Below are 26,417 nucleotides of genomic sequence, written 5' to 3'. Positions count from 1 at the left end.
TTCCGAACGAGGACCCTCGATGACCATGACCCCCGACCTCAGCAGTACCGTTGTACTGCAGGCTGCTGCAGTCAATGCCTCCCCAAAGCGGTTTCCGCTGGCCACGGCCCAACCGGGCATCTGGTATGCCCACCACCTGGACGCCGAACGCAGCTCCGTCTTCAACGTAGCCCGGTATCTCGACATCCAGGGACCGGTCCAGGTGGAACTGCTGACCACGGCGATTGAACGGGGCCTGAGGGATGCGGACACCGTACACAGCACGTTTTACGAGGTGGACGGTATCCCCCTCCAGGAACCGGGCGCGGCTCCCCCTGCGCCGGTGGAGGTGCTGGACTGCCGCGGGGAAAGCGTCGAGGCGGTCCTCGAACGGATGCACCAAGACCTGGCGACTCCGGTATCGCTCACTGACGGCACTGCCTTGTACCGGCACATCCTGATCCGGGTGGGTGAGGAACGCTGGTTCTGGTACCAGCGCTACCACCACATTCTCCTGGACGGGTACAGCTTCACCGCCATCACAGGGCACATCTGCGAGGTGTATCGAGCCCTTGTGGAAGACAAAGAAGTACCAGGGTCCCCGTTCAGCGACTTCTCACTCGTTGCCGACCAGGAAAACGCCTACCGGGGCAGCACGGAGGAGGAAAGGGACGCCGCCTTCTGGCGGGACTACTGCACCGACCTGCCGACGCCTGTCACGCTGGCGGGCGGACCTGCAGCGACTGCCCAAGCTACCCGTGGCCAGGCACCGGTCCTCCGGCAGGAGATCCGCATGGGGAAGGAGCTGATGGAATCGGTGACGGCCGTGGCCCGTATCCATAAGGTGACGTGGGCCGAGGTACTCACTGCGGCAGTGGCCGGATACATCGGCCGGATGTGTTCCACCCCCGATGTGGTCCTGGGTGTACCGTTCATGGGGCGGTCCGGGGCAGGTCTTCGAACATCGGGTCCTTTGGTCACCGTTCTGCCGGTCACCATCACTCTGTCCGCTGAGGCGGGACTGGGAACCGTGGCAGAACAGGCGGCAAAGGCCATCGCCCAAGCGCGCCGCCACCACAAATACGGCGCCGAGCAGATCATGCGCGATGCCAATATGGTGGGGGCAGGGACGGGGTTGTACGGACATGTCCTCAACTTCAAGATCTTCGACTACACCTCCAACCTCGCAGGGAACGCCGTCACAACCCGGCACCTGTCGGCAGGACCTGTAGATGATCTTGAGTTCTCCGTGTTGCGTAACGGAGAGGAAACCACTATCGAGATCGAGGCGAACCCGGACCGTTACAGCGCCGAGGACCTGTCCACCCACGCCGGGCGGCTGCTCACCTTCATCCGGACGGCCACGGCAGACAGCTCCGGCCCTGTACGGCATCTTCCGGTGGCTACAGCCGCAGAACAGATCACCGTTCTCCAGAGCTGGGGGCTGGGTCAACAGGTCATAACCACAGCCCAGCCCCTGGCCGAGCTCCTCGACAGAAGGGCCACGGACACACCGCAGAGCACGGCTCTGGTCTGTGGACGATCCTCGCTGACCTTCGAGGAACTGGCCGAACGGACCAATTCCCTGGCCCGTTACCTGGTAGCCGAGGGCGTAGGGCCGGACACGGTCGTCGCCATCGCACTGCCCCGGTCCTTGGAATCGGTTGTGGCCATCTCCGCCGTCGTAGCCACGGGCGCCGCCTACCTTCCCCTGGACCTCGACTACCCCCAGGACCGGCTCGCATACATGGTGGAAGACGCCTGCCCTGTGGTCCTGCTGACGAACAGCCGGGTTGACCTCGGGTTCACCTGCCCGGCCCGGATTGTGGAGTTGGACGACCCATCGGTGCAGGCACGCACGTCGGACTTCGCTACCGGAGCGTTGACCGACGATGACCGGCTCCGTCCCGTCCACCCCCAGGACCTTGCCTACGTCATCTACACCTCAGGCTCCACGGGACGGCCCAAGGGCGTCCTCAGCACCCACGAAGGCCTCCGCAATCTTCTGGAAAACCACGCAGCCGACGTGTTCGGGGCCACAGCCCAGGCCTTGGCCCCTCGCCGGGTGCGCGCAGCCCACACTGCGTCGTTCTCCTTTGACTCGTCCTGGGAACAGCTCATCTGGCTCTACCTCGGACACGAACTGCATGTATTCGACGACGACACCCGCCGCGACCCCCAGGCCGTGGTGGACGCTGTCCGTGCCGCTCGCATCGACGCACTGGACGTTACACCGTCCTTCGGGGCCCAACTGGTGGAATGCGGGCTCCTCGCACCCGGCGAACATCATCCGGCGCTGTTCCTCATCGGCGGAGAAGCCGCTTCCCCGGCCTTGTGGAAAACGCTCCGTGAGACTGCGGGAACCCATAGCCACAACTTCTACGGACCTACCGAATACAGCGTCGACACGCTGGGGGCCAACGTCCTGGACGCCGATGTTCCCGTGGTGGGCAAGCCGATTGGCAACACCAGCGTCTACATCCTCGACGCCGCCCTGCAACCGGTGCCCGTGGGTGTCCCCGGTGAACTCTACATTTCAGGTCCCGGCCTGGCCCGCGGATACCTGGGCCGCCCCGCCCTCACAGCGGCACGGTTCGTCGCCGACCCCTACCGCGACGGCGAACGGATGTACCGCACCGGTGACTTGGTCCAGTGGCGCCCGGATGGCACCATTGACTATCTCTCCCGGATTGATGACCAAGTAAAGGTACGCGGGTTCCGGGTGGAACTCGGCGAGGTCGAGGACGCCCTGACCAGCCTCGACTCGGTGGTGGCTGCAGCCGTGGTAGCCGAACCACTGGGCCACACCAACCGGCTGATTGGCTATTTTGTACCCGCAGCCGGAACGGCATTGCACACAGATCCGGACCCGGCCGCACGTGTCCGTGAAATTCTTTCCGCGTCCCTGCCCGACTATCTGGTTCCGGCCATCCTGATCCGCATGGACGCACTTCCCCTTACCGTCAACGGCAAACTGGACAGGGCAGCCCTCCCGGCACCGGCTTCTGTCGCTGCCGCTGCCGGCCGGAAACCGTCCAACGCACGGGAAGAGTTGCTTTGTGCAGCCATAGCCGCCGTGGTGAGCATGCCATTGGTGAATCCCGACGACGACTTCTTCAGCCTCGGCGGTGACAGTATTTCCGCCATGGCCGTCTGCGGGGCCGCCCGGCGCGCCGGATACCATTTGCGACCCCGGGACGTTTTTGCCCTGCGCACGCCCGCCGCCATGGCAACCGCGCTGGCACCGCTGCCCGCGGCCCAGGGTACACCTGCGCCGGAGCCCGAAGGTGCCGTCCCGCCGCTGCCCATCATGGCGTGGTTCGCGGAAGCCTCTGCCTTTGCCAGCGCCCGCTACGCCCAAGGGGTTTGCGTCAACGTCCCGGCCGCACTGACCTCAGCCGACATGGCCCGGGCATTGCAGGAACTGGCCCAGGCGCATCCGGCCTTGCGGGCCAAGACCACCGGGCACGGCCTTCACATCCTGCCAGCGGATGAAAGCCCGGTGCCCGGAGTCCGCGATGTCTCCTTGCCCGCTGGTACTGCCGAGCACGCGCTGGACCAGGCAGCTGACGACGCCTTCCGGGCCTGCGCCGGAGACCTCCGTCCCGACGCCGGCCAGATGGTCCAAGCCGCCATCATTTCTGCCGGCGGCCAGGCACGCAGGCTCGTGCTGGTGCTGCACCACCTCATCGTCGACGGCGTTTCCTGGCGAACGCTGCTGCCGGAACTTGGCAGCGTGGTTGGCGATGCCCTCGCGTGGCGGGCGCCGTCGCTGGAGGCGGAGGAAACTTCCCTTCGGCATTGGGCCAAGAGCATCCATGAGCAAATACCGGCCCGCCGAGACGAACTTTCATTTTGGCGGAACCAGCTCACCGACGCTACAGACCGCATTGGCGAGGCACTGGACCCTGCACGCGACACTCACGCCACGGCGGAATCAGCGCGCCTTTTGCTCAGCGAGGAAGCCACGACTGCGCTCCTGGAAAGGCTCCCTGCCGCCTACCGGGCCACAATCGATGAAATCCTCCTGGCCGCCATCATGCTCGCAGCGGCGGAGCACTTCGGTACAACTTCACTTGGTGTGGGACGCGAGACCCACGGCCGGCGCAGCGACGGCCTCGACCTTGACCTGGAGCGGACCGTCGGGTGGTTGACCGCCGAGTATCCGCTACGGCTCGACATCGGAGACGCGGACCTGGCGGCCGTCTTCGCCGGCGGGCCGGAGCTGTTCGCGGTGGTCCGTGCCATCAAGCAGGCTGCCCGCGCCGTACCGGATCACGGACTCGGATACGGCATCCTGCGCTACCTGGACGAAGAGAACCGGCAGGAACTCGCTGCCCGCCACCAGGCCAATCCGCCCTCGCTGCTGGTCAATTACCTGGGCAAGTTCGCCGCCGATGACGCTTACTTCACGCCCATCAGCGGCACGGGCGCCTTCGTGGACGCCTTTGCTGTGGACATCGATCCGGCCCTGCCGCTTTCATACCCGCTCGAAGTGAACATGTTCGTCGACGATGGACGGCTTGCCCTGACCTGGACCTGGGCCGGGCGCCTGCTCGGGCTCCAAGACATACAGTCTGTGACCGCCGCCGTTGAAAAGGCCGCGCTGGCACTGGCCCGTCTGGCGGGCCGCTCCCCTGCCGAAGCGCTGGCCACGTCCGTTCCAGCAGACTTTCCAGGCACGGAGCTGACCCTTTCCGAGGTCAGGAAACTCGAACAGGTCCACGGGCCACTGGAAGCTGCCCTGCCCTTGGGCCCGCTGCATGAAGGCCTCCTGTTCCATGCCCAGCTCGGTGACCCCTCAGCCACCTACAGTTCCGTGACCGTCCTGGATTTCGAAGGCCCCGTGGACTCCGAACGGTTGCGAATGGCCATACAGCTGATCCTTGACAAGCATCCCCAACTTTCCGCGGGATTCGACAGCGAAACAGCCCACGAACCTGTCCACGTCATCGCCCACGCCCTGAACCGGAACGACTTTGCCTGGAACGAGACGCTGCTGGCACCCGACTCCACCGAAGGCGTGGACGCCGCCGCCGCCGTGATTGAGCGGGCGGAAGCCTCCCGACACTTCGACGTCTCCCGAGGACCGCTGCTTGCCGCCCATCTGGTGCGGATCCCCGGCACGAGCTGTACCAAGCTGTACCTCACCGCCCACCACCTGGTGGTGGACGGCTGGTCCACGCCGTTGATCATCCGCGACCTGCTCGAAGCCTATGAAGACCGCGTCCTTTCCGGACCTTCCGCGCTTCCGGCCTACCGGGACGCGCTACAGCGCATGGGCACCACCGACGAGGACCGTGCCGCCTGGGCACAGGCGTTCGAAGGGGCCGCGCCCACGATCCTGGCCGACTCCTTCCCTAACACCGGAGCCACGGACACTTCCACCGAAGTATTTGAAGAATCGCTGTTCTTGGACCAGGAGCTGACGAGGCAGCTGACCGGGGTGGCACGCCGTGCCGGTGTCACGGCCAACACCGTATTCCAAGTCGCCTACGCGGAAACCTTGTCGCAACTCACCGGCCGGAGCGACATCGTCTTCGGCAGCACCGTTTCCGGTCGGGACAACCAACTTGACCAGGACATCATCGGGTTGTTCACCAACACCCTGCCAGTCCGGATCACGCTGGCCAAGGACCGTCCTTTGGCTGCGCAGCTGACCGACGTTCAGCGCGAACAGTCCGAGCTGCGGGAGCACTCCCACATTGGCCTGTCCGAGGTCCAGCAGCTCGCTGGCTCCGGCACCCTCTTTGACACTCTCTTCGTCATGGAGAATTACCCCGCTGACGCGTCACTGCACGACGCCGGTCCCTCCGGATTGCGGCTGGCCCGGCTCAGCAACAAGGGCTACACCCACTACCCGGTGACGTTGCTCGTGCTGCCGGAGACCGATGGTTACCGCCTCGTGCTCGAACACCGGCTCCCAGCCGAAGCAGGCCCTCTCTTCCTGGAGCGCTTCTGCGCCGCCCTGAGGGCAATCGCCTCGGACCATCACCGTGCCGGCATCGATGCCCTGCTGCCCTCCGAACGCCAGGCCGTCGACGCCGCCAACAACACGAGCCGCCAGGTACCTGCCGCAACCCTTCGCGCCCTCTTGCAAAACCAGGGAAGCAAGGCTCCGGCGAACCTTGCCATCAGCTGTAACGGGGCCGGACTGTCCTACGCGGAAGTGCGCCTTCGCGTAGTCCGGCTGGCCAGGCGGCTTCGCCGGCAAGGCGTCCGCACCGGCGACATCGTCGCCGTCGCGCTGCCCCGTTCCACGGACTTGACCGTCGCTGTTCTCGCCGTCATCGAGGCAGGCGCCGCATACCTGCCCCTGGACCTGGGCTACCCCGCAGAACGCCTGCAGTTCATGGTGGAAGACGCCAACCCGAGATTGCTCATGACATCAGCTGCAAACAGGGATGTCATCCCCGCCACGGTGCCTCGACTCCTTGTCGATGCCGACGACGCACACATCGAGGACGCCGGGCCGACGACCGCAACCGTCCTGGGATGGCGCGAAGACGTTGAGGTTGAGCTGACGCCGGCACACCCGGCCTACGTCATTTACACTTCCGGGTCCACCGGTCGCCCAAAGGGGGTGCAGGTGTCGCATGCGGCGATCGTGAACAGGCTCCTATGGATGCAACACCAATACCCCCTGACGGACTCTGACGTTGTCATGCAGAAAACGCCGTCCAGTTTCGATGTCTCCGTGTGGGAGTTCTTCTGGCCCTTCATCGTTGGAGCCCAGCAGCTCATCGCGCCACCGCAGGCCCACCTGGACCCCGCCGCGCTGTGCCAACTGATCCGGCAAGGTAACGTCAGCATCATCCACTTCGTGCCCTCCATGCTGGCAGCCTTCCTCGAAGAACTGTCCCTGCACAGGGACACCGTCGAAGGCCACGCCCTGCCCAGCCTGCGGCACGTCTTCTGCAGTGGCGAAGCCCTCTCCGCCGAACTCGCCGGGTCCTTCGACCACCTGCTCGGCGCAGCGCTGCACAACCTCTACGGTCCAACCGAAGCAGCCGTGGACGTCACCGCACACCGCTGGAACGGAGAGGCAGCGGGCACCATCAGCGCCAGCGTCCCCATCGGCACCGCCGTGTGGAACACACAACTGCATGTCCTTGACGCGCTGCTGCGCCCCGTCCCGCCGGGCGTGGCCGGGGAGCTCTATCTGGCCGGCACCCAGCTTGCCACGGCGTACCTGGGCAGGCCCGCACTGACAGCCGAACGGTACGTGGCGAATCCTTTCGCCGACGGCGAGCGCATGTACCGGACCGGAGATCTGGTCCGCCGGCTCCCCGATGGGGCACTCGAGTATCTCGGCAGGGCGGATGACCAGGTCAAGATCCGTGGCCAGCGCATCGAACCCGGCGAAATCGAGACTGTCCTGAAGGCGGTCGAAGGCGTGCGTACCGCCGTCGTGGTAGCCCGGGCAGCCACCACCGCTTCGCAACTTGCGGGCGCGGACGACCGGGTGTTGGTCGGCTACCTGGTTCCGGAACGGTCCGACACGGACCAAACGGCGCTGGTGAAGGACGCGATGGCGGGGGCCGTGGCATCACTTCCCTCCCACATGGTTCCGTCAGCCCTCGTCGTGCTGCCGGCGCTGCCCCTGAGCGCCAACGGCAAGTTGGACCGGCGTGCCTTGCCCGCCCCGCAATTGGCCGCCGCGCCAGGGCGGGCACCGGCTCCCGGGATGGAAACCATCATCGCGGGAGGATTCGCTTCCGTCCTGGGCACGGACACAGTGCAGGCTACCGACGATTTCTTCGCGCTCGGTGGGCATTCCTTGCTTGCGATGCGGTTGGCCGCGGGACTGGGCCGGACCCTCGGCCGGCGCATCAGCGTCGGCAGCATCATGGCCAATTCAACAGTGGAATCCCTGGCCAGCGCCCTCGAAAACGGAACGGACGCAAAGGCCGCCTTCGAACAGGTACTGCAGATACGCCCAGGCAGCAACGAACCGCTGGTCTGTATCCATCCCGCCTCAGGTTTCGCGTGGCAATACAAAGCCCTGGCCGGGAAACTCACGGACGGCCATGGCGTCATCGGGTTGCAATCACCCCACCCCGATGGGCCCCTGGCCCGCGCCGACAGCCTCGGCGACGTCGTAGACGCGCACTACGCCAAGCTGCGTAATGTCCAACCGCACGGCCCCTACCGGCTGCTGGGCTACTCCCTGGGCGGAACCATCGCCCACGCCCTTGCCGTCCGGCTCCAGCGCGAGGGGGAAACCATAGCCTTCCTGGGACTGCTCGATACCTACCCGCCAGAAGGCCAGGACTGGAGCGCGGACACCGCCGCCGAGGCGGAAGCGGAGGCAGAACGTGAACGGGTTGGTTTCCTCGACGCGGTTCCTGACGACGAGGCTGACACCGAACGCGATGCCATGTTCAGCGGCATCGTCGCCAACTACGCCGATTCCGTCCGGCTGCTGAAAACCGCCACAAGCCCCCGGTTCAATGGCACGGCGGAACTCTTTGTCGCCGAGCGAACCCTTCCAACCGGGTTCGACCCTGTCCAGGCATGGGAAAACAAGCTGGCTGGCCTGCGGGTGCACAGGCTCGACTGCTCCCACGAGGACATCATTTCCCCGGACACGCTTGCAACCCTCGCGCCGGTCCTCTCGGATGCACTGGACCGCAGCCGACGCGGGAACGACCATCCCTCCACAGAAACCCAGGAGAACCCGGAATGACCAAAGCTTCCATCCAAACGCCCGAAGAATCCACGCCTCCAAGAACCATTGAGCTGCGCCTCCACGAGGTCACACCCCGGCTTCTCACCGTGGTTGACGTCATCGATTTAAGTGCCGTCATGCGCCGCATTGTGTTCGGCGGCGAGGACATGTCCAAAGCTGTGTTTCCATTCAGTCCCATGGCAGTATCGGACCATGTAAAACTCGTCTTCCCGGAACGGGAATCCGGCGAGTTGCACCTGCCCGCGGCAGGTCCTGACCGGCTGATCATGCCCGAAGGGCGACCCCGGCCCATCTTCCGTGACTACACGGTCCGGTCCTTCGACGCGAACACCCAGCAAATCAGCATCGACTTTGTCATCCATGACCACGGTGTTGCTGGCCGTTGGGCTGCCTCCGCTGCTGTGGGACAACGACTCGGAGTGCTGGGCCCGCGAGGTTCCCACCACTACCCCACCGGCTTTGCCCACTACCTGATCGCGGGAGACGAAACCGCGCTGCCCGCCATCGCGCGGTGGTTGGAGGAGCTCCCGGAAACGCTGACCTGTGACGTCTTCGCCAGCGTGGACTCAGCCAAGGATGAAATTGAGCTTCCCCACCATCCGGGCGCGGTGGTCCGGTACCTGCACCGCTCCGTCCTGGGGGCAACCGCCCTGGAGGACGCCGTCGTGTCCTGGCGCACCCGGCACGAGGACCTGTTCGTGTGGGCCGCCGGCGAGGCGGCCTCCATGCGGACCATCCGCCGTCACGTCCGGGACGCCCTTGGCGTGCCCAAGGAGAACACCGATATTGACGGCTACTGGAAGAAAGGCGTCGAGGGACTGGACCACCACGCCGCCGACGATGATGACTGAGGCCCGCAAAGCAAGGCTCCGGTTCGTCCTGGACACGAGTCCGCTCAGGATCAGCCCCGCCTTCCGACGCATCTTCATCGCCCGGACCATCTCCATTTTTGGCCTGGGCATGCTGGCGGTCGCCATTCCAGTCCAGGTCTTCGAGCTCACCGACTCCACCTTGCACGTGGGCATGGCTGCAAGCATCGAGGGCATCTGCGCCTTCGCCGGGCTCCTTTTCGGCGGAGTGGCAGCCGACCGCTTCGACAGACGCACCATCATCATCGCCTCACGCGTTCTTGGCGGTCTTGGCTTCGCCGTGCTGGCCCTCAACGCCTGGGTTCCCGAACCCTCCCTGGCGACGATCTACCTTGTGGGCGCCATTGACGGCTTCTTCGGCGGTTTCAGTGTCACGGCACTGATGGCCGTCACGCCGTCGCTGATCCCCCGCGACAAACTCCCGGCCGCCGGAGCCCTGAACCTTCTGTCCGTGCGGCTCGGAACCATGATCTCCCCCGCCATCGGGGGCCTCGTCATCGCGGCCGGGGGTGTCGGATGGAACTACGCCGGCGCGGCGGGAACAACGTTCCTGACCATCCTTCTGCTGTTGGGCCTGCCACCGATGCGGCCGGAGAAATCCGGGGAACCGCAGCACCCGCTCCGCAGCGCGATCGAGGGAGCTTCCTTCGTATACCGCAACAGGATCGTCCGTTCAGTTGTCCTGATCGGCACTCTGGAAACAGCCGCCTCGGGGGTCCGCGTCCTCCTGCCCGCGCTCGCAGTTGCGGCATTCGGCGTCGGCCCGGAGGGAACCGGCCTGCTGTACTCGGCAGTGCCGGTCGGTGCCGTCGCGGCGACCCTCCTCAGTGGCTGGGTGGGAGACCTGAAGCACCCCGGCCGGGCCATGCTGCTCCTGGCCACGGGTTCATTCGCTGCACTGGCGATCCTTGGCCTCTGCCGCGACCTTGTTCACGCGCTGATAGCGCTGGCGATCTTCGGCGCGCTCAGTTCGCTGAGCAGCATCCTGCAGTATTCGTTGGTCCAGCAGCACACGCCGGACCGACTGCTGGGACGGGTGAACGCCCTGTGGATGGCACAGGAAGTCGGCGCAGAATCCGGGGGCGCACTTGCGCTGGGTGGATTGGGTAAGCTCGTGGCGGCATCCTCTGCGCTGACAGTGTTTGGCGCCGCAGCGGCCGCGGCCGGATTGGCGGGGCTCCTGGGTTTCCGCAGCCTTACCGCAGCCGCCCCGGCTACAGCTGAACAGGATTCCACGGCACGCCAGACCCAAAACCAGGAGTCAAACAACCATGCATGACCATGTCCGCTCGCGCCTGCTAGATGCTCTCGCCACAGACGGCTCCGAGGACGCCTTCTGGGATCGTGTTGCCCGGACGGGGACCCCGCTGATTGAAACGACAGCCGAGGGCCGCTGCCAAGTGACGTTCCTGTGGAGGGACCCGGGCACCACAGGACCGGAAGCCATCGACCGGGTCTACATGGACGTCAACTCGGTCACCAACCATCACGCACCTGAGCTGCCTGCCATGGAAAGGATCCCGGATACAGGGATCTGGTACTGGGCAGCAGAGGTTTCCGACCGGTGGCGCGGCAGCTACTGTTTCATGCCGGCAACCTCCGGACTCGTCCGGGAGCTGGACCCTCCCGCTGCCGGACGGCAGGACGCTACCCGCCGTGCCCGCTGGGTAGCACTGCTCCAACACCTGGTGCATGATCCCTATAACCCGGTCCGCGCAGGACTGAAGTCCGGGGCAGCCATGCCAAACGCCCCGGAACAGCGATGGTGGGACACGGGGACGGACACCCGGAAACCATCGGGTACCACCCATGAGGTTCTGTGGAACAGTGCAGTCCTGGGGCGTAGCCGCACTGTGTGGCTGCACGAAACCCCTTTGAGGGCAGATGAGGCTTTGGGAGACCGGCCGTTGGTGATTCTGTTGGATGGCCAGCATTGGGTGCACCTGATGCCCGTAGCCCCCGTTTTCGATGCCGCCACGAAAGCCGGCGCCATGCCTGCCGCCGTGATCCTTGCCATCGATGTACTCAACGGCGGGGTCCGGTCCGAGGAGCTCCCGTGCAACGCAACGTTCTGGCAAGCGGTGGTGGAAGAGCTTCTCCCACTCGTCGAATCGATCACGTTGTTCAGCAGGGACCCGCGACGGACGGTCGTCGCGGGACAGAGTTATGGCGGTCTCGCCGCGATGTTTGCCGCCTTGGAATACCCCGGGCGCTTCGGTTTGGTGGCGAGCCAGTCAGGTTCATTCTGGTGGCCCGTTCCGCACACGTCTGCGGTCCCGGGTGTGCCCGGTGGCGACATCGCCGAACGCATCGCCACCACGGTGTTCGCCAATCCGCCTCTCGTCAGCCTTCAGGTGGGGCAGCACGAGGGGGACATGGTTCTGCACAACGAAACCGTCCACCAGGCTCTGCTGGACGCGGGCGTCGACTCAACGCTGGAGGTGTTCGACGGCGGGCACGACTGGTTGTGCTGGCGTGGCGGGCTCATCGACTGCACCATAGACCTTCTGCGCAAGTTCATCCCGGTCAACGCGGCGTGATGGCTTCGCCCGGGGATGGGCATCCAGCCCGCGTCTGGGTCGGCTGGATGACACCTGACGACGCCGCACCAGACAGCCCTCGGTTGGGGGAAGCCGAGCAAAGCCGGATCCGTCGGCTGCGGCACCACGGGGACCGGGTCCGTTCGGCAGGTGCAAGGCTGCTGCTCAAGGCCATGCTGCAACAGCATTTCGGCGTCGAACCGGGATCGGCTGAGCTGGTGGCCGTCTCAAGGACCGCGAAACCTGTGCTGCATATCGACGGCTCACCGTCCATGCTCCGCGCCAACGTGGCCCACGCCGGCCACCTGGTTGTCGCCGCCGTGACGGTAGGCCGTGAGGTAGGTGTCGACGTCGAAAGTGTCCCAGCCACGGACTTTCCCGACTTTGATGCGGTGGCCCTGTCCCACGAGGAACGTCGGGCCGTCCGGTCGCTGCCTCCGGAACTTCGCGGCACCGCACGCGCGGATTATTGGGTGCGCAAGGAGGCCTACGTCAAAGCCACAGGTTGCGGCCTGGCCGTCGATCCCAGGACACTTTCCTTCGAAGGCTCACTGGCCAGCCTGCCGATGGCCTGCTTCCGGCCCAGGCCCGGGTACGTCGCCGCAGTGTGTGTACCCGGTGCCCGGAGTTTGGCCCTCAGCTACGTTGTATCGGAGCCTGGCTTGGCTCCTCCAACGGGACAACCATGGGTTTTCCGGTAACCGGGTCCGGAATCACCAAGGCATCCAAACCGAAAACTTCATGGATCAGCCCGGCCGTGACAATCCGTTCCGGGCTCCCTTCAGCAACCTTGACGCCGTCCTTCATTGCGATCAAATGATCGGCGTAGCGAAAGGCCAGATTCAGGTCGTGCAGAACGGCCACCAGCGTGTACTTGCCGCTGCGGTGCAGCTCCCGGCACAAGTTGAGGATCTCCAATTGGTGACTGATGTCCAAGTAAGTCGTCGGCTCGTCCAGCAGCATGATGGGGCTTTCTTGGGCAAGGACAAGGGCAAGCCACACCCGCTGCCGTTGCCCTCCGGAAAGCTCGTTGATATGACGATCGGCAAGGTGCTCAATGTCAGTGGCCGCCATGGCCTTCCGGACCGCGGCTTCGTCGTCAGGGGACCATTGTTTGAGCAGGCTCTGGTGCGGGAACCGGCCCCGCGCCACGAGATCCATCACCGTAATGCCGTCAGGTGCCGTGGAGCTCTGCGGGAGCAGCCCCAATTGCCGGGCCACCTCCCTGGTTGAGTACTTCTGGATCTGTTTGCCATCCAGCATCACCCGGCCCGCCTTGGGTAGGAGGAGACGCGAGAGCGCCCTCAGCAGCGTGGACTTCCCGCACGCGTTGGGACCGATGATTGCTGTGAAGGACAACGGTGGAATGGTGACATCAAGGTCCTCAGAGATGATCCGGCCTTCATAGCCGAGTGTCAGGCCAGTTCCCGATAGCGTGGATGGCGTTGCAGGTGTGGTTGCTGTCATGGTGTCTTTCCTGGGATTAGAGCTGGCGGGATCGTGTGAGCAGCCACAGTAAGTACGCGCCACCCACCAGGCCGGTCATCAGGCCAATGGGAATTGCCGCCCGCACGGGGAGGTAGATGGTCAGCAGATCCGAGCCGACCAGCAGAGCGGCGCCCATCACCGCACCCGATAGGAGCGGGACCCGGGATGCCCTGGTGAGTCGCAGAACAAGCTGCGGCGCGGCCAGCGCGATGAAGGCGATGGGTCCGGCGGCGGCCGTGGCCAGTGCCGTCAGCGCGACAGCCGCTCCCATCAGCATGAGCCGGGAACGTTCCACGCGGACGCCGAGTTGGCGGGCCGAGTCGTCCCCGAGTTCCATTAGATTCAGGTTCCGCCCGTAGCCCATGATTACCGGCGCCAGGACCAGGAAGCCTACACCCACAGGCAATGCTTGATCCCAGCTGCGCGCATTCAAGGAACCGCTCAGCCAGAGGAACGCCGACTGAGCCAACTCCAGCGATCCTTTGGCCAGGAGCAGCGTGTTGAGGGCACCCAGGATGGAACCCACCCCAATACCGATCAGGACCAGCCGGTATCCACCGGTGACGCCGCCCTTGATGGACAGGAGATAGACGACGGCGGCAGTCACCAGGCCGCCGAGCACGGCTGCCACGGCGGTAGCAGCAGCTCCCGCATTGAAAACAACGATCTGGAGGACGGCACCGGTTGCCGAGCCGGTGGTGAAGCCAATGATGTCCGGCGATCCGAGCGCGTTGCGGGAGATTGACTGGAAAACGGCTCCGGCCATGCCTAAGGATGCTCCGACGAACACCGCGGTCACCAGGCGAGGGAGCCGGATACCTGTGACAACCTTGGTGATCCCGGCATTCTGGTTCTGCCCGAGCAAAGTACCAACCACCTCGCCAAAGGAAAGCCGGATGGTTCCTGTTCCCATCGAAACGATCCCCAAGACGAGGACAAGCACCAACAGGGCGGCCACCACCATCACTGTCCGCGGGTGCCAGAGGACGGAGTATCGTCCCAGCTGGGTCAGCCGGCCAACCGGTACCCTGCTTGCTGCCTGATCCGCTGTCTTCATAGTCTTGCGATCTTCCGTCGACGAACGAGGGCCAGGAACACGGGGCCACCGATGAGCGCTGTCATGATGCCTGCCCCGATCTCGCCGGGGAACAGAACCAGGCGGCCGAGGATGTCGGCAGCCAACAGCACGATGGCGGAGGTGACCATGGAGTAGGGCAGGAGCCACTGATGGCCGGGGCCGACCAACAACCGTGCCATGTGGGGGGCCGCCAGACCAACGAACGCGATAGGTCCGGCCGCGGCCGTAGCAGCGCCGGAGAGCAGCAAGATGGCGAGGGCGGAAACAATCATTGTCCGCCGCGGTGAGGCTCCCAGTGACTTGCTCAGGTCACCACCCAACGCCAGCGAGTCCAATGACCGGGACATGGCGAAGGCCAGGACGAATCCCACGACGCACACCGCAGCGACGACCGGCAGAACATCAAAGCCGCGTCCCTGCAGCGATCCTGTGGCCCACTGACGGAAGTCGTTGTAGGTTTCCGGCTGGCTGTTGATCAGCACGATCGAGGTAAGTGCGCCAAGGACCACCGATATTCCGGCACCGGCCAGAACCAGGCGGACAGGGTTGGTTCCTGCATCGTGGGCTTTTCCGAGGACATACACAATAACGCTTGCAAGGCCGGCGCCAAGGAACCCGAACCAGACGTAGCCGGCGACGGCCGTGATACCAAAGCTTGAGATGCCGATGGCTACCGCAGCGGCGGCGCCGGAATTGATGCCCAGAATTCCCGGCTCCGCTAACGGATTGCGGGTCAGTGCCTGCATCAACGCTCCGGCGAGGCCGAGGGCTGCGCCGACAAGGACGGCCAGAATCGTTCTGGGTACACGAAGCTCGACTACCAGCAAGTGCAGGTCATTCCCCGGGTTGAAGCTGGTAAGGGCCTCCAGGGTGGTATCCAAGGCGATGGGCCGGGAGCCCACCGCCAGGCTCAGAAGACAGAGGACCGCGACGACGAACAACCCGGCAACCACGCCGGTACCCCGCTGCGCGCGACGGCGGAGCGGGGTCCCGGGGGACGTGCCGTTTTCAGTCCGGGCACGTGAAGTCAGACTCATGGACAGTGGCGGGTACTAGCTGAAGGTGTTGGTCAGAAGGTCAACCAACTGCTTGCCGCTGTAGTAGTCCAGCCGGAAGGAGGTCTTTCCCAATGGGTGCACGGTCTTTGCCTTCACGGCGGGAAGGTTGGCAAGAACCGGCTCGTCAAGTATGGCTTTGACTTCCGCCTCTTCGCCGCTGAGGACGAACAGGTTCTCCGCGGTCGCGGCCTTGGGAAGGTTTTCGAGGGATACGAACGCGAAGTCCGAACGGGGGGTCTTGCTCGAGTCCAGCCCTTCAGGAGCCTCGGTGACTTTGAACCCCAGTTGGGTCAGGAGCTTGGCGTGGGTGCCGGTCAGCTTACCCACGGCGCTGTCGTTGCCGGCTCCGTTGAAGTTCATGATGGTGGAGTTCCCCGAGGGGTGCTTGATCTTGTCGGCGGCCGCCTTGACGGTGCCGTCGAACTCGGAGATGGCCGACTTTGCGTCATCTTCGTGACCGGTGGCCTCGCCCAGTTCAGTGGCAAGGTCCTGCCACGTCTTGTCGGCGTAATTCACCACAATGGTCGGTGCGATGTCGCTGAGCTCCTTGTAATGGTCAGCCACGCTGTCTGCTCCGCTGGTGGAAACAACAATGAGATCCGGGTCAGAGGCTATGACGGCTTCCAGATCCAATTCCAGGTTCGGATAAAGGACACCGACGCCGCGTTCGTCGGCGACGGAGGCCCACTGGGAGAAGAAGCCCTTGCTGTCGGTGATGTCACTCGGGTTTGTCGCGGCGGTCTTCTTCACCGGTGCGTTGATGGCGAGCAGGGAGCCAGTAGCCGTGATGGAGGTCGAAACGATGTTCTCCGGCTTGGCGTTGATGACGGTTTCGCCGTTCTCGTGCTTGACGGTCCGGGGCCAGCTGCTGGATGCAGCAGAAGCCTCCGACGACGGCGACTGCTGCGCGGAGGTGGACGTACCGGAACAGCCGGCAAGGGCCAGTGCTGCGGCGGCAAGTGCGGCAGCAGCGGGAATAACTTTCAGGCGGAATTTCATGGTGCTCTCTCTAAGAAGCCGCGAATGGAGGGGCCGGTCTGTCTTCTGCTCATTTGTTCAGGAGCGGGACGAACATCCAACCACGAAGGAACTTAGCATAGGCTTACCTAAGAAGGAAAAAGCGCACATTTCTGTGACTTAATTCCACACTGGTTCGCTGATGGGACATCAATGTGGCCTTGAACTGGGGTGATGCCCGTCACCGCGCGGGGTGCGGGGCCGTTCCCGGGCTGAGTTGACCATCAAGCAGGCCCTGGGCCGTCAGTGTCACCGTGGCCAATTGCCTCGCGGCATGCGCACGCGCGGCGTATTCTTTGCAGAGTTACTGCCGCTCTCCTACGCGTGAGGATGAAGCCATGTCAGGCGAGATCACCGTCCCTTTGCTGCCGTGCCGTTCCATCGACGAGATCTCGGACTTCTACCAGATGCTCGGCTTCGAGCGCACCTACTTTCAAACCAGGCCTTACCCCTGCGTCGGCCTCCGCCGCGAAGATTTCCAGCTGCAATTCTTCGGTCTTGAGGGCTTCGATCCGGAAGCTTCGTACGGATCGTGCATTGTCCTTGTCGAGGACACCATGGCACTCTACGAGGCCTTCGCCGCAGGCATGCGTACGGTGCACGGCAAGGTCCTGGTCTCCGGCATCCCAAGAATGACCAGACCCCGCAAGCGGAAGAACACCGGCAGTGCCGCCGGCTTCTCCGTCGTCGACCCCGGCGGCAATTGGATACGGATCTTCCACAACACCGACGCCGTTGATGAAAGCACGGACGAACCGTCCAGCCAGCTCGCGAAAGCCCTGCAGAGCGCGATCGTGCTGGGCGACTCCAAAGGCGACAGCCGGCAGGCCGCCCGAATCCTGGACAGCGCGCTGAAGAAGCACCGCGGGTCAGCCCCGGTCACCGACCTGGTCGAAGCACTGGTCTACGGCGCCGAGCTCGCGATGCGGCTTGGCGACCGGGCACGTGCCGGCGTACTGCTGGCGGACGTCGCGGCCGCCGAGCTCACTGGCGAGCAGCGCGTGAGTCTGAGCGACGTGCTGGCCAACGCCGCGGACCTGGAGCAGGCACGGACTGCCGGCCGCAACTGATAACCTCTGGTTGCAGTCGGGCTCCCCCCGCTCCTCAGTCTGCCGCCTGAAGTGCTGCCCCGCCGGTGCCGAACTCAGTGCTCGTCGTAGTGTCCTTCGTGTTCGGCGTGGCGGTGCCCGTCGTGGAGGTAGTCAACGTGGTCGCCGTGCTGGACCGTCTCATGGGTGCAGTCCGGTCCGCCGTGCTGGTGCTCCTGGACAGTGTGTTCTGCGTGAACTTCCTCGGTCACAACTGTTCCTTCCCTACTCGGCTGGAGGGGGCACCTGCTCAGATCAAAGCAACCATTCGGGTGCTCCCGCGATACGTCAATCCAACCACCAGAGCACCGTCAAGTACATAGAGGCAGGAAGCCCGCCCTCGGTTCCATCTGAGGCACCCGGGCCTCAGGTGGAACGCCAATGGCCCTGCATGAAAGCTGCCGCCGTGGGACAGTCCGCATGCAGGGCCAAAGGGTGAATCAGTGAGCGCCCAGAGTGACGGCGATTTCGTTGGGAACAACGTCCAGCTTTTCCGATTCGATCACTTTGCCGGTGGTGAGATCAACAGAGTGGACGGTGCTGGTAGCGGGTTCGGTCACGTAGGCGGTGGTGCCGTTGACGACGATGGCGGGGTGGGCGTCCTGCCACTTGGCCGGGCCCTCCCAGGCCTTGATAACGGGGAATTCGTTAACGATTTTTCCGTCCTTGGGGTCCAGCACGTGGATGGATCCGTTTGCGGAGAGGATGTAGGCCAGGTCGCCGGGACCGCGGGCGATGTCCCTGAAGGTGTACTGGATGGTTTCGGGGAGGTCCACCACGTTGAAGGTGTGCTTCTCGGTATCGATGAGGGTGACGGCTTTCAGGAGGTAGCCCTCGGCGTCGGGGTCATTCTTGTAGTCCCCCACCACGATCGGGCTGGTTTCGGAGACGAAAGCGTTACCCATGCGGCCGTACTTGTCCGGTGCGGTGAACTTCTCGAATTTACCGTGGTGGAACAGCAAGGCACCGTTCTCGCAGCCGAAGATCACCGCTTCACCTGCCGCGGTTCCCTCGCCGTGGATGCCTGGGCAGTCCTTGCTTTCGGCGACCTTGTCCCAGTGGCCATCATGGGGTTCCAAGGCGATCGCTCCCGTCCGGGAGGTCTTGTCCCCGGCGGTGGTGATCAGCTTGCCATCCTCCAGCACAATGGACACTCCGTGATGCGGTGCGTCTGCAGTGTAGGTCTTCGCTTCCGGCAGCGCGCCTTCGCTCTTGGCGAGGTCGGCGGTTTCCAGGATCGTGGTGGTTCCCGTGCCGTCGTCGAACAGGACGGTGTTGCCGGCATGTCGGACGACATGGCCGGCCGTGGTTGCCTCTACCACGAGGTCGGTGAGTTCCGGGTCCACCGTGTCCAGCAATTGGAAACCGGACTTGGTGGTCACGAAGACATGCCGGCCATCGCCGGCCGCGTTGAGCCTGGTGAATTCCTCGGTGTCGAATTTCTTGACGACGTCAAGGGTCTTGCCATCAAGGACGCTGATGCCTCCCGGATAAGAGATGGCGATGCGTCCATGGGCATCAGCTGCGGCGGAGGAGGCCGGGGCTTCGGATGTGCTGGCGGGCGTGCTGCTTGCGCAGCCGGAGGCAAGAAGCGATATCCCGGCAATCAGGGCGATGCCTCCCAGGCGGGTGTGACGTTGGTGGAGCATAGGGTTCCTTTTCATAGTGCGGGTGATGTTGATGCGGTAATGGTGTTCAGGCACTGAGCCCTCGAACGATGCGGTCCGTGTTTGCGCGCATCATTTCGAGGTATGTTCCTGCGCCTCCAGCCGGGTCGGTGAGTGATTCGGTGAACAGTTCAGCTACCTGGACGTTCACCCCGGCTTCGTTGGCGAGTACTTGTACCAGCCGGTCCGGTTGGGAGGACTCGGCAAAAATCGTGGGCACTCCTGCGTCCTTGATGGCTTGGCTAAGTTGGCGAAGGTCGGCTGCGCTCGGAGCTGCCAGGGTGGTGCCGCCGGGGATCACTGCACCTACCACGCGGAAGTCGAAGCGTTTCGCGAGGTATCCGAAGACGTGGTGGTTGGTGACCAGGGCCCTGCGCTCTGTCGGGATGGTCGTGAACGCCTGCGTCATTTCAGCGTCGAGTTGGGTGAGTTGTTCCCGGTAGGCCCCGGCACTGGCGGCGAGCTTTCCGGCGTCGATCCCGCTGATGTCGCCCGCAGCGGCTTCCAGCGCGTTGACGACGTCGAGCATGGCGGCCGGGTCTGTCCAGAAATGCGGGTCGGGCGCTCCTTCGGCGTCGCCGGAGCTGTAGGGCACGACGGCGATCGCCTCACCCGCCACCAATTGCGGGGCTCCTGCGGCAGCTGCCCTGTCCAAGTGTTGTTGCAGCCCTTCCTCCAGCCCCAGGCCGTTGGAAACGACGAGGTCGGCGCTGCCCATCAGGGCCGCCTGCTGTGCGGAGATTTCGAAGGAATGCGGATCAGCGTTCGGCTGCATCAGGACTGTCACGTCCGCTTGGTCCCCCAGGACTTGTTGGGTCACGTCCCCCAGGATGTTGGTGGTGACGACAACCCGGGGTTTGTCGGGTGCGCTTCCCGGTTGCGAACATCCGGGCAGGACCAAGGCGGCTGTAACGGCCAGTACCAAAAGGAGGGATTTCCTCATCGGCCGACCTCCGCAACGTGTACCGGTGTGGTCGGAAGTTCCAGGGTGCGTGCGATGCGGGCGGCGTCGGCGTAGTCGATTTCGAAGACAACGCCTTCTGCCGGCGCGTTGACATATGCGCGTTGGCCATCGACGGTGAGCTGCACCTTTTCAACCATGGACGGATCAGCCAAGGTCGCTGCCAATAGAGGTTCGGTCGCTGCGATCCGTTTGCCGGTGGAGGCATCGTATACCTTGACCGTGCCGTCGGCCCCAACCACCACGACGTGCTCTTCGGCGTCATCGACCGCGGCAGCCGCCAGTACAGGGGTTTCTGTTGGCAACCAGTTCCACGAGCGTTCGCGGGTGTCCAGCAACCAAACCCCCGCGCCGTCACCCACGCCTGCGACAGTTGGCCTGCCTTTTCGTCCGTTGAAGGCAGTAGCCGCAGCGGCCGCAGCGTCGGGGTAGGGCACGTGCTCCAGGACCGGCGAGGTTCCGTCCAAGGTCGCGATCACCGCACCGTCACTGCACCCGATGACCAGCCCAACCCGGGTGGTAATGGTTCCTGCCGCATCGGTACAACCAATCGTGGCTGCTTCCTTCCCGTCCGCATCCACGGCGCGCAGGCTCACGGTTCGGCCCGCCTGATCAGGCGCAGTGACCACGGCACCATCCCCCAGGGGCGCGATCAGACCCTTGTGTGGTTCCGTGTGGAGGCGGAGCTTTTCGGAGATGCTGCCCTCTGAGAGCGCGGAGTTATCCAGCAGGACAGCGTCTCCGGATCCTGGGAAGAACACACCTGTTCCGCCCGCCGTCGAGAGCATGCCTGTGGAGATGGTGGCCGTGCCCGCACCGGTCAAGCGCCCTACGGCGCCCGGTTCGGCACGGTAATAGTGGAAGTGGTCCACGTGATCCCAACTCCAGACCCCGCTGTCCAGAATATCGACGCCGGTATCGTTGGCCGCGAAAACATAGCGGCCCTCGCTGCTGACGGTGGACGGCGGCTCAGTCGCGGGCAACTCCGATTCCGTCCCGGTCAGCAGGTCAAGCATCGAAGCCTTGCCGTCAGCGTCCATGGACACCAAGTGCAGCTGTGGTTCCGCGACCTCGGCCGCTCCTGTAATGGAGCCGTGCCCGTCGCCGGCAGCTGCCGGGCCGGACACGCCTGCATCGTTCCCAGGGGCCGGTGCGGTGCTGCATCCGGCGAGCAGAAGCAGGGTCAGTGCGGCGAGGGTCGCCGTCGGTGTTCGGTAGTTCATTGCTGCTTTCCAAGAAGTGAGACAGGGACGGATCCGGCAGAAGGTTTCTCGATGGGTGCCGGTGCGGGACTGCGGCGCCAGCGGTAAAGTCGTGAACCGACGCCCGAGGCGATAGCCAGGGAGATGGCCGCCGCGGCGATGGAAGCACCAGCTGCTGTGCCTGCGTACCAGGAACAAATCAGTCCGAGCCCCACGGCCATGGATCCAAAGACTGAGGCCAGAACCATGCGGGCCGGGATGCTGCGGGTCCAGGGGCCGGCGGCGACCGCCGGGGCCAACAAAAGCCCAACCACCAGCAATGAACCGACCGCCTGGTAGGAGGAGACCACGGCAAGGGTCACCAGCCCCACCAAGGCAAGCTGTGTCAGCTGTGGGCGCCGTCCGAGCGTCGCGGCAATGCGGGGGTCGAAGGCCGCGGCGACGAAACTGCGGTGCAGCAAGACGGCTGCCGCTATGGTGACCACCGTGGCGGAGAGCAGTCCGGCAAGGTTGCCGGCGTCGACGGCGAGAATATCCCCGAACAGCATGGCCGTGGCATCAGTGGCAAAGGAGCGGGAGTGGGAGACGATGATCACTCCGAGAGAAAGCATGGCCACGAACAGCAACCCGATGCTGGTGTCATATGACAGCCGGCCGCGTCGCTGCAGGGCGCCAATCAGAGTGCTCATGATGACGGCGCTGACTGCGGCGCCCACAATGGCAGGGGCTCCGGTGACAGTGGCCAAGGCCACTCCTGGCAGCATTCCGTGTCCCAGTGCTTCACCAAGGAAGGCCATTCCCCGGATCACCACCCAAGTCCCCACAACGCCACAAATGATGGCGACGAAAATCCCACCGAGCATCGCCCGGAGGAAAAAGTCAGTTGTAAAAGGTTCGATCAGCCAGAGCACCTGACAACCCTAAACTCTAATGAGAGTGATTATCAAAATGATAGGCTCGACGCTGTGATTATTACCCCCCACGCCATCCGCGCCCTCGGCATTTGCTACCACTTCGACGATCGTCCAGTCCTCAGCGATGTGGACGTTGACCTGCCCTGGGGTGCCGTCACGGCCATTACCGGCCCCAACGGGGCCGGTAAATCGACGCTCATTGAAATTCTTGCCGGCGTGAGGAAACCGCAAAGCGGGACGGTCGATCGCGCCGACGAAGTCTCATTGGTGGTCCAGCGCGTAGCATCCCCCGACACCCTTCCCCTTACGGTGAATGACGTGGTGACGATGGGCACGTGGGGTTCCGTCCGCGGCGCTTCCAGAATCAGCAGGACTGAGCGGAAATCGCGGGTGGCCGAAGCACTCGAGCGGGTACAGCTCTCCCATTTGGCCACATCCCCCTTCAACGCGCTCTCCGGCGGCCAACGCCAACGCGTCCTGATTGCTCAAGGCATTTCCCGCAAGGCGCGGATCTTCCTTCTGGATGAGCCCGCGGCAGGACTGGACGCAGAGAGTCGTAATCGAACGCGCACCCTGCTCGCCGCAGAAGCAAGCCGCGGGGCTGCCGTGGCCTGCGTGAGCCACGACCAGGAGAGTATCGCGGCCGCCGACCACATCATCACCCTCACAGAAGGGCGGCGCATCAGTTGACCCACGGGCGGGCGATTCGCCGCTCGAGCCCATGCGTCCGATCCGCAAGCATTGTGCAATAATGCGAATCATTCTCATTTAAGATAACCTTTGGGCGTGATTGGACGCACCCCATGAGCGTTGACCTCGCACGCCAGGCCAACGGACACTCAACACCACCCAGCCCGCGCACCCAGCCGCTTCACCTGCTGCTGGCCCCTGCTTTGGTGATCGGAATTGCCGTGTTGCTGGTGATTTCGGGCAGCACCGGGCCATTGCAGACCTCGTTCCTTGAATCGCTGCAGATCGCCACGGGACATCTGCTGCCCGGCATGCCCTGGATGTCCGACGGCTCACTGACCGTTGCACAGGACCAAGCCGTGTGGAACTTCCGCATCCCGCGGGCACTGCTGGCCGGCATCGCAGGCGCCAGCCTGGCCTTGGCCGGGGCGTTGCTGCAGGCGAACGTCCGCAATCCGCTCGCCGAGCCGTACATCCTGGGCGTCTCGGCAGGCGCCGGCGTCGGTGCGGTGATCGCCATCGTGGCAGGCTCGACGGCGGTGGCCGGGCTGGGACTCAACGCGTCCGCGTTCGCCGGAGCTACCGCTGCAACGGCGCTGGTCTACTTGCTCGCGAAGCAGGACGGCGTGATCGCTCCTTCCCGGTTGATCCTGGCGGGGGTCGCCTTGGGGTCGCTGCTGGCTGCCATTACCAACTTCCTGACCATCACCACGGACGCCCAAAACGTGTACAGCGTGCTGTTCTTCCTGCTGGGCAGCGTGTCAGCTGCCAGCTACCCGCAGCTCGTCCTGCCCGGGCTCGCGCTCCTTGCTGTCGCCGTGTTCGCGATGTTCCGGTCCCGGGCACTCAACGCCTTCCTGGCGGGTGATGAAACGGCTACCGCCTTGGGTGTCAACGTTGAATCAATGCGCAGGACACTGCTTCTGGCCACGGCGCTGCTGACGGCCACCACCGTTGCCGTCTGCGGTGGCATCGGATTCGTGGGACTGGTGGTTCCCCACGCCGCGCGCATCCTGGTGGGCTCGGACCACCGACGAATGCTGCCCGTCACCATCTTTGGGGGAGCCTTCTTCCTGATGCTCACCGACCTGCTGGCACGCTCTGTGGCCCAACCGGCGGAGATCCCCCTGGGCATCCTCACCGCCACGGTGGGAGCCCCCTTCTTCTTGTGGTTGATGCGCACCAATGGTGCCGTGCGGGGAGGCGTCACGCGGTGAAGGTCGAATTTTCGAACGTCAGCATCGCCCTGGGCGGCACGCCGATCGTCCACGACGTCACCTTCACCGCGCCCAGCGGTTCGGTGGTAGGCATCCTGGGTCCCAACGGCTGCGGAAAATCCACACTCCTGCGCTCCCTTTACCGTGTCAACCGACCTTCTGCGGGCACGGTGACAGTGGAAGGCGACGACGTCCGCAAACTCACCTCCCGGCAGGTGGCACTGCGCGTGGCCGTGATGGCCCAGGAATCCAGCCAGGACTTTCCCATCACCGCGCGCGAAGTGGTGATGCTGGGCCGCGCTCCGCACCAGCGCGGTTTTGGCGCCGATTCAGACCGTGACCATGGGCTGGTGCATCAGGCCATGCTCGACGTCGGAGCCTCCTACCTGGCTGACCGGTACTTTGCCGGGTTGTCCGGCGGGGAAAAGCAACGGATCCTGCTGGCCCGGGCCTTGGTGCAGGAGGCTCCCGTGCTGGTCCTGGACGAGCCCACCAACCATCTTGACGTTGCGTTCCAACTGGAGCTGATGCACCTGGTGACCTCCCGGGGACGGACGGTCCTTGCTGCACTTCACGACATGAACCTGGCCGCGGAGTTCTGCGATCACATTGCGGTGCTGCAGTCCGGCCGCTTGCGGGCATTCGGACCTCCAGCCGACGTGCTGGACCTGGAGTTGATCCGGCGCTGCTTTGGGGTGGAATCGCACAGGCTGAAGCACCCACTGACCGGCAAGGCCCTTATAGCACTGGCCGCCCCGCACTCCCCCCGGACCGTTGAAGATCCTCCCGGGCCGTTGAAGCCGCCCGGGCAGTTGAAGCCGCACGGCACAGACCCGGCGCTGACCGCCACACATCACTGAACCGCACAACCAATAACGGAGGCATATCCATGACCAGATCCACCCTGCCCAAAAACCTTGCCGTCCTGGGCGTCGTGACGCTCAGCGGGCTACTGCTGTCCGGCTGCGGCCAGGCCGTCAGCCAGAGTCCGGGACCCCAAAAAGAAGGGATTGCTGCCACTCCCGCGGGATCCATTGAAAACTGCGGCCGCACGCTCACTTTTGATTCCGTTCCGCAGCGGGCAGTCGCAATGACGCCCGGCCAGTCCGAACTGCTGGTGAAGCTGGGCGCGGCGGACAAGGTTGTTGCCGAGGCGCAAACAAAGGGCAATGAACTGCTTCCGGAGCTGAAAGAGCGCAGCGAAGTAAAGCAGATCAGCGAGCAGATGCCGCCGTCCAGGGAGGTCCTGTTGGGAACCAGTCCGGACTTTGTCTACTCACCCACTTCATACGAATTCACCGCGGAACAGGGCTTCGCCAGCATTGAACAGCTGAATGAGGCGGGAGCGCAGGCCTACATCGCCACTGCAGGATGCCCGGAGCGCCGGAGCTCGGCAGAAGTCTCGGACATCCTTACCGATATCCAGAACGTCGGCTCCATCATGGGTGCGGGCGACAAGACCATATCTGTCCGGGATGAAGCCGCTGCCGCGCTGAACCGGGTCAGGGATGCCGTGGCCGGCAAGGACAAGCCCACTGTGGTGGAGTTGTTCGTGGAGGGCAACTCCATTGCGGCCATCGGAGCCGGTTTGGAGTACGACATGATCGAGACTGCGGGCGGCGACAACCTCTTCAGCCCCTCGGATGAGGCGTTCGCGAAGTTCTTCTCCGCGATCATTTCCCCGGAGACGCTGGTCGGGAAGAACCCGGACGTTATAGTCTTCACCACGCTGGACAAGGCACACGAGGAAGCAACCCGCACGTTCCTCAAGGAGAAATTCCCTGAGGTGTCCGCCGTCAAGAACAACCGCTTGGTGGCCGTGAACTCGGACGATGTCATGCCCGGCACCTGGGGCAACATCCGTGCCGTGGAGCAGATCGCCGAGGGGTTGCACCCGGACGCATTCTAGGCAAAACCAACGGCGCCACTGTTACCGGCCAATTGCTGGCGGCTAAGA

The 26,417-nt window shown here is 64.3% G+C and carries 19 protein-coding genes; 10 read left to right on the top strand and 9 right to left on the bottom strand.

Annotation, left to right across the window (positions count from 1 at the left end):
- The first annotated feature begins 19 nt into the window (after positions 1–19).
- From ACIPV6_RS15830 to ACIPV6_RS15810, 5 genes are read left to right on the top strand one after another with little or no spacing between them, the layout of a single operon-like run.
- A complete protein-coding gene (locus ACIPV6_RS15830; protein WP_400271788.1) occupies positions 20–8,668 on the top strand; it encodes an amino acid adenylation domain-containing protein in 8,649 nt (2,882 codons plus the stop codon).
- The gene (locus ACIPV6_RS15825) at positions 8,665–9,522 is read left to right on the top strand and encodes a siderophore-interacting protein (protein ID WP_400271787.1); all 858 of its coding nucleotides are present in this window, start codon (positions 8,665–8,667) and stop codon (positions 9,520–9,522) included. The genes ACIPV6_RS15830 and ACIPV6_RS15825 overlap by 4 nt, the downstream gene beginning before the upstream one ends.
- Positions 9,512–10,819, top strand: a complete 1,308-nt coding sequence (gene entS / locus ACIPV6_RS15820) for an enterobactin transporter EntS (protein ID WP_400271786.1) — start codon at positions 9,512–9,514, stop codon at positions 10,817–10,819. Before ACIPV6_RS15825 ends, entS begins: the two co-directional genes overlap by 11 nt.
- Positions 10,812–12,080 carry an enterochelin esterase gene (gene fes / locus ACIPV6_RS15815; RefSeq protein WP_400271785.1) on the top strand — a complete coding sequence of 423 codons (1,269 nt, stop codon included), beginning with the start codon at positions 10,812–10,814 and terminating at the stop codon, positions 12,078–12,080. The genes entS and fes overlap by 8 nt, the downstream gene beginning before the upstream one ends.
- Before the next feature lie 47 nt (positions 12,081–12,127).
- Complete coding sequence (locus ACIPV6_RS15810) at positions 12,128–12,781, top strand: 4'-phosphopantetheinyl transferase family protein (RefSeq protein ID WP_400271784.1); 654 nt, start codon at positions 12,128–12,130, stop codon at positions 12,779–12,781.
- Here the strand turns inward: ACIPV6_RS15810 and ACIPV6_RS15805 are convergent.
- Genes ACIPV6_RS15805 through fepB form a run of 4 tightly spaced genes read right to left on the bottom strand, consistent with a single transcriptional unit; the run spans position 12,717 to position 16,703 of the window.
- Positions 12,717–13,547: an ABC transporter ATP-binding protein gene (locus ACIPV6_RS15805; RefSeq protein WP_400271783.1), complete on the bottom strand. Its 831-nt coding sequence runs from the start codon at positions 13,545–13,547 to the stop codon at positions 12,717–12,719. The two genes, ACIPV6_RS15810 and ACIPV6_RS15805, sit on opposite strands and share 65 nt — an antisense overlap.
- Before the next feature lie 16 nt (positions 13,548–13,563).
- Positions 13,564–14,625 (bottom strand): FecCD family ABC transporter permease, encoded by a 1,062-nt coding sequence (locus ACIPV6_RS15800; protein WP_400271782.1) that lies wholly within the window; start codon positions 14,623–14,625, stop codon positions 13,564–13,566.
- Positions 14,622–15,683 carry a FecCD family ABC transporter permease gene (locus tag ACIPV6_RS15795; RefSeq protein WP_400271781.1) on the bottom strand — a complete coding sequence of 354 codons (1,062 nt, stop codon included), beginning with the start codon at positions 15,681–15,683 and terminating at the stop codon, positions 14,622–14,624. The genes ACIPV6_RS15800 and ACIPV6_RS15795 overlap by 4 nt, the downstream gene beginning before the upstream one ends.
- A 15-nt stretch (positions 15,684–15,698) precedes the next feature.
- Complete coding sequence (gene fepB / locus ACIPV6_RS15790; protein WP_400271780.1) at positions 15,699–16,703, bottom strand: Fe2+-enterobactin ABC transporter substrate-binding protein; 1,005 nt, start codon at positions 16,701–16,703, stop codon at positions 15,699–15,701.
- Between the two features lie 356 nt (positions 16,704–17,059).
- Between fepB and ACIPV6_RS15785 the strand changes: the two genes are divergently transcribed.
- Positions 17,060–17,791, top strand: coding sequence for a hypothetical protein (locus ACIPV6_RS15785; protein WP_400271779.1), 732 nt, complete (start codon positions 17,060–17,062; stop codon positions 17,789–17,791).
- 74 nt (positions 17,792–17,865) lie between these two features.
- On the opposite strand, the gene ACIPV6_RS15780 is transcribed toward ACIPV6_RS15785, so the two are convergent.
- The 5 genes from ACIPV6_RS15780 to aztB all read right to left on the bottom strand — a co-directional run bounded on the left by ACIPV6_RS15780 (position 17,866) and on the right by aztB (position 22,550).
- On the bottom strand, positions 17,866–18,021 hold the full coding sequence (locus ACIPV6_RS15780) for a zinc transporter permease (RefSeq protein ID WP_400271778.1): 156 nt from the start codon (positions 18,019–18,021) through the stop codon (positions 17,866–17,868).
- A gap of 228 nt (positions 18,022–18,249) precedes the next feature.
- Positions 18,250–19,458: a zinc metallochaperone AztD gene (aztD, locus tag ACIPV6_RS15775; RefSeq protein WP_400271777.1), complete on the bottom strand. Its 1,209-nt coding sequence runs from the start codon at positions 19,456–19,458 to the stop codon at positions 18,250–18,252.
- A 46-nt stretch (positions 19,459–19,504) separates the two neighbouring features.
- Positions 19,505–20,419, bottom strand: coding sequence for a zinc ABC transporter substrate-binding protein AztC (gene aztC / locus ACIPV6_RS15770; RefSeq protein ID WP_400271776.1), 915 nt, complete (start codon positions 20,417–20,419; stop codon positions 19,505–19,507).
- Positions 20,416–21,660, bottom strand: coding sequence for an ABC transporter (locus ACIPV6_RS15765; RefSeq protein ID WP_400271775.1), 1,245 nt, complete (start codon positions 21,658–21,660; stop codon positions 20,416–20,418). Before ACIPV6_RS15765 ends, aztC begins: the two co-directional genes overlap by 4 nt.
- Positions 21,657–22,550 carry a zinc ABC transporter permease AztB gene (aztB, locus tag ACIPV6_RS15760; protein WP_400271774.1) on the bottom strand — a complete coding sequence of 298 codons (894 nt, stop codon included), beginning with the start codon at positions 22,548–22,550 and terminating at the stop codon, positions 21,657–21,659. The genes ACIPV6_RS15765 and aztB overlap by 4 nt, the downstream gene beginning before the upstream one ends.
- Positions 22,551–22,604: 54 nt before the next feature.
- Here aztB and aztA point away from each other — a divergent pair, with 54 nt between their 5' ends.
- The 4 genes from aztA to ACIPV6_RS15740 all read left to right on the top strand — a co-directional run bounded on the left by aztA (position 22,605) and on the right by ACIPV6_RS15740 (position 26,369).
- The gene (gene aztA / locus ACIPV6_RS15755; protein WP_400271773.1) at positions 22,605–23,243 is read left to right on the top strand and encodes a zinc ABC transporter ATP-binding protein AztA; all 639 of its coding nucleotides are present in this window, start codon (positions 22,605–22,607) and stop codon (positions 23,241–23,243) included.
- 113 nt (positions 23,244–23,356) lie between these two features.
- The gene (locus ACIPV6_RS15750) at positions 23,357–24,460 is read left to right on the top strand and encodes a FecCD family ABC transporter permease (RefSeq protein WP_400271772.1); all 1,104 of its coding nucleotides are present in this window, start codon (positions 23,357–23,359) and stop codon (positions 24,458–24,460) included.
- Complete coding sequence (locus tag ACIPV6_RS15745) at positions 24,457–25,320, top strand: ABC transporter ATP-binding protein (RefSeq protein WP_400271771.1); 864 nt, start codon at positions 24,457–24,459, stop codon at positions 25,318–25,320. The genes ACIPV6_RS15750 and ACIPV6_RS15745 overlap by 4 nt, the downstream gene beginning before the upstream one ends.
- A gap of 29 nt (positions 25,321–25,349) precedes the next feature.
- Positions 25,350–26,369 carry an ABC transporter substrate-binding protein gene (locus tag ACIPV6_RS15740; RefSeq protein ID WP_400271770.1) on the top strand — a complete coding sequence of 340 codons (1,020 nt, stop codon included), beginning with the start codon at positions 25,350–25,352 and terminating at the stop codon, positions 26,367–26,369.
- Positions 26,370–26,417: the final 48 nt, after the last annotated feature.

This window comes from Paenarthrobacter sp. NPDC089988, assembly GCF_044748465.1.
GTDB lineage: Bacteria > Actinomycetota > Actinomycetes > Actinomycetales > Micrococcaceae > Arthrobacter.
The sequence above is the reverse complement of the archived record's forward strand: the minus strand, read 5'-3'. Positions and strand labels throughout refer to the sequence as shown.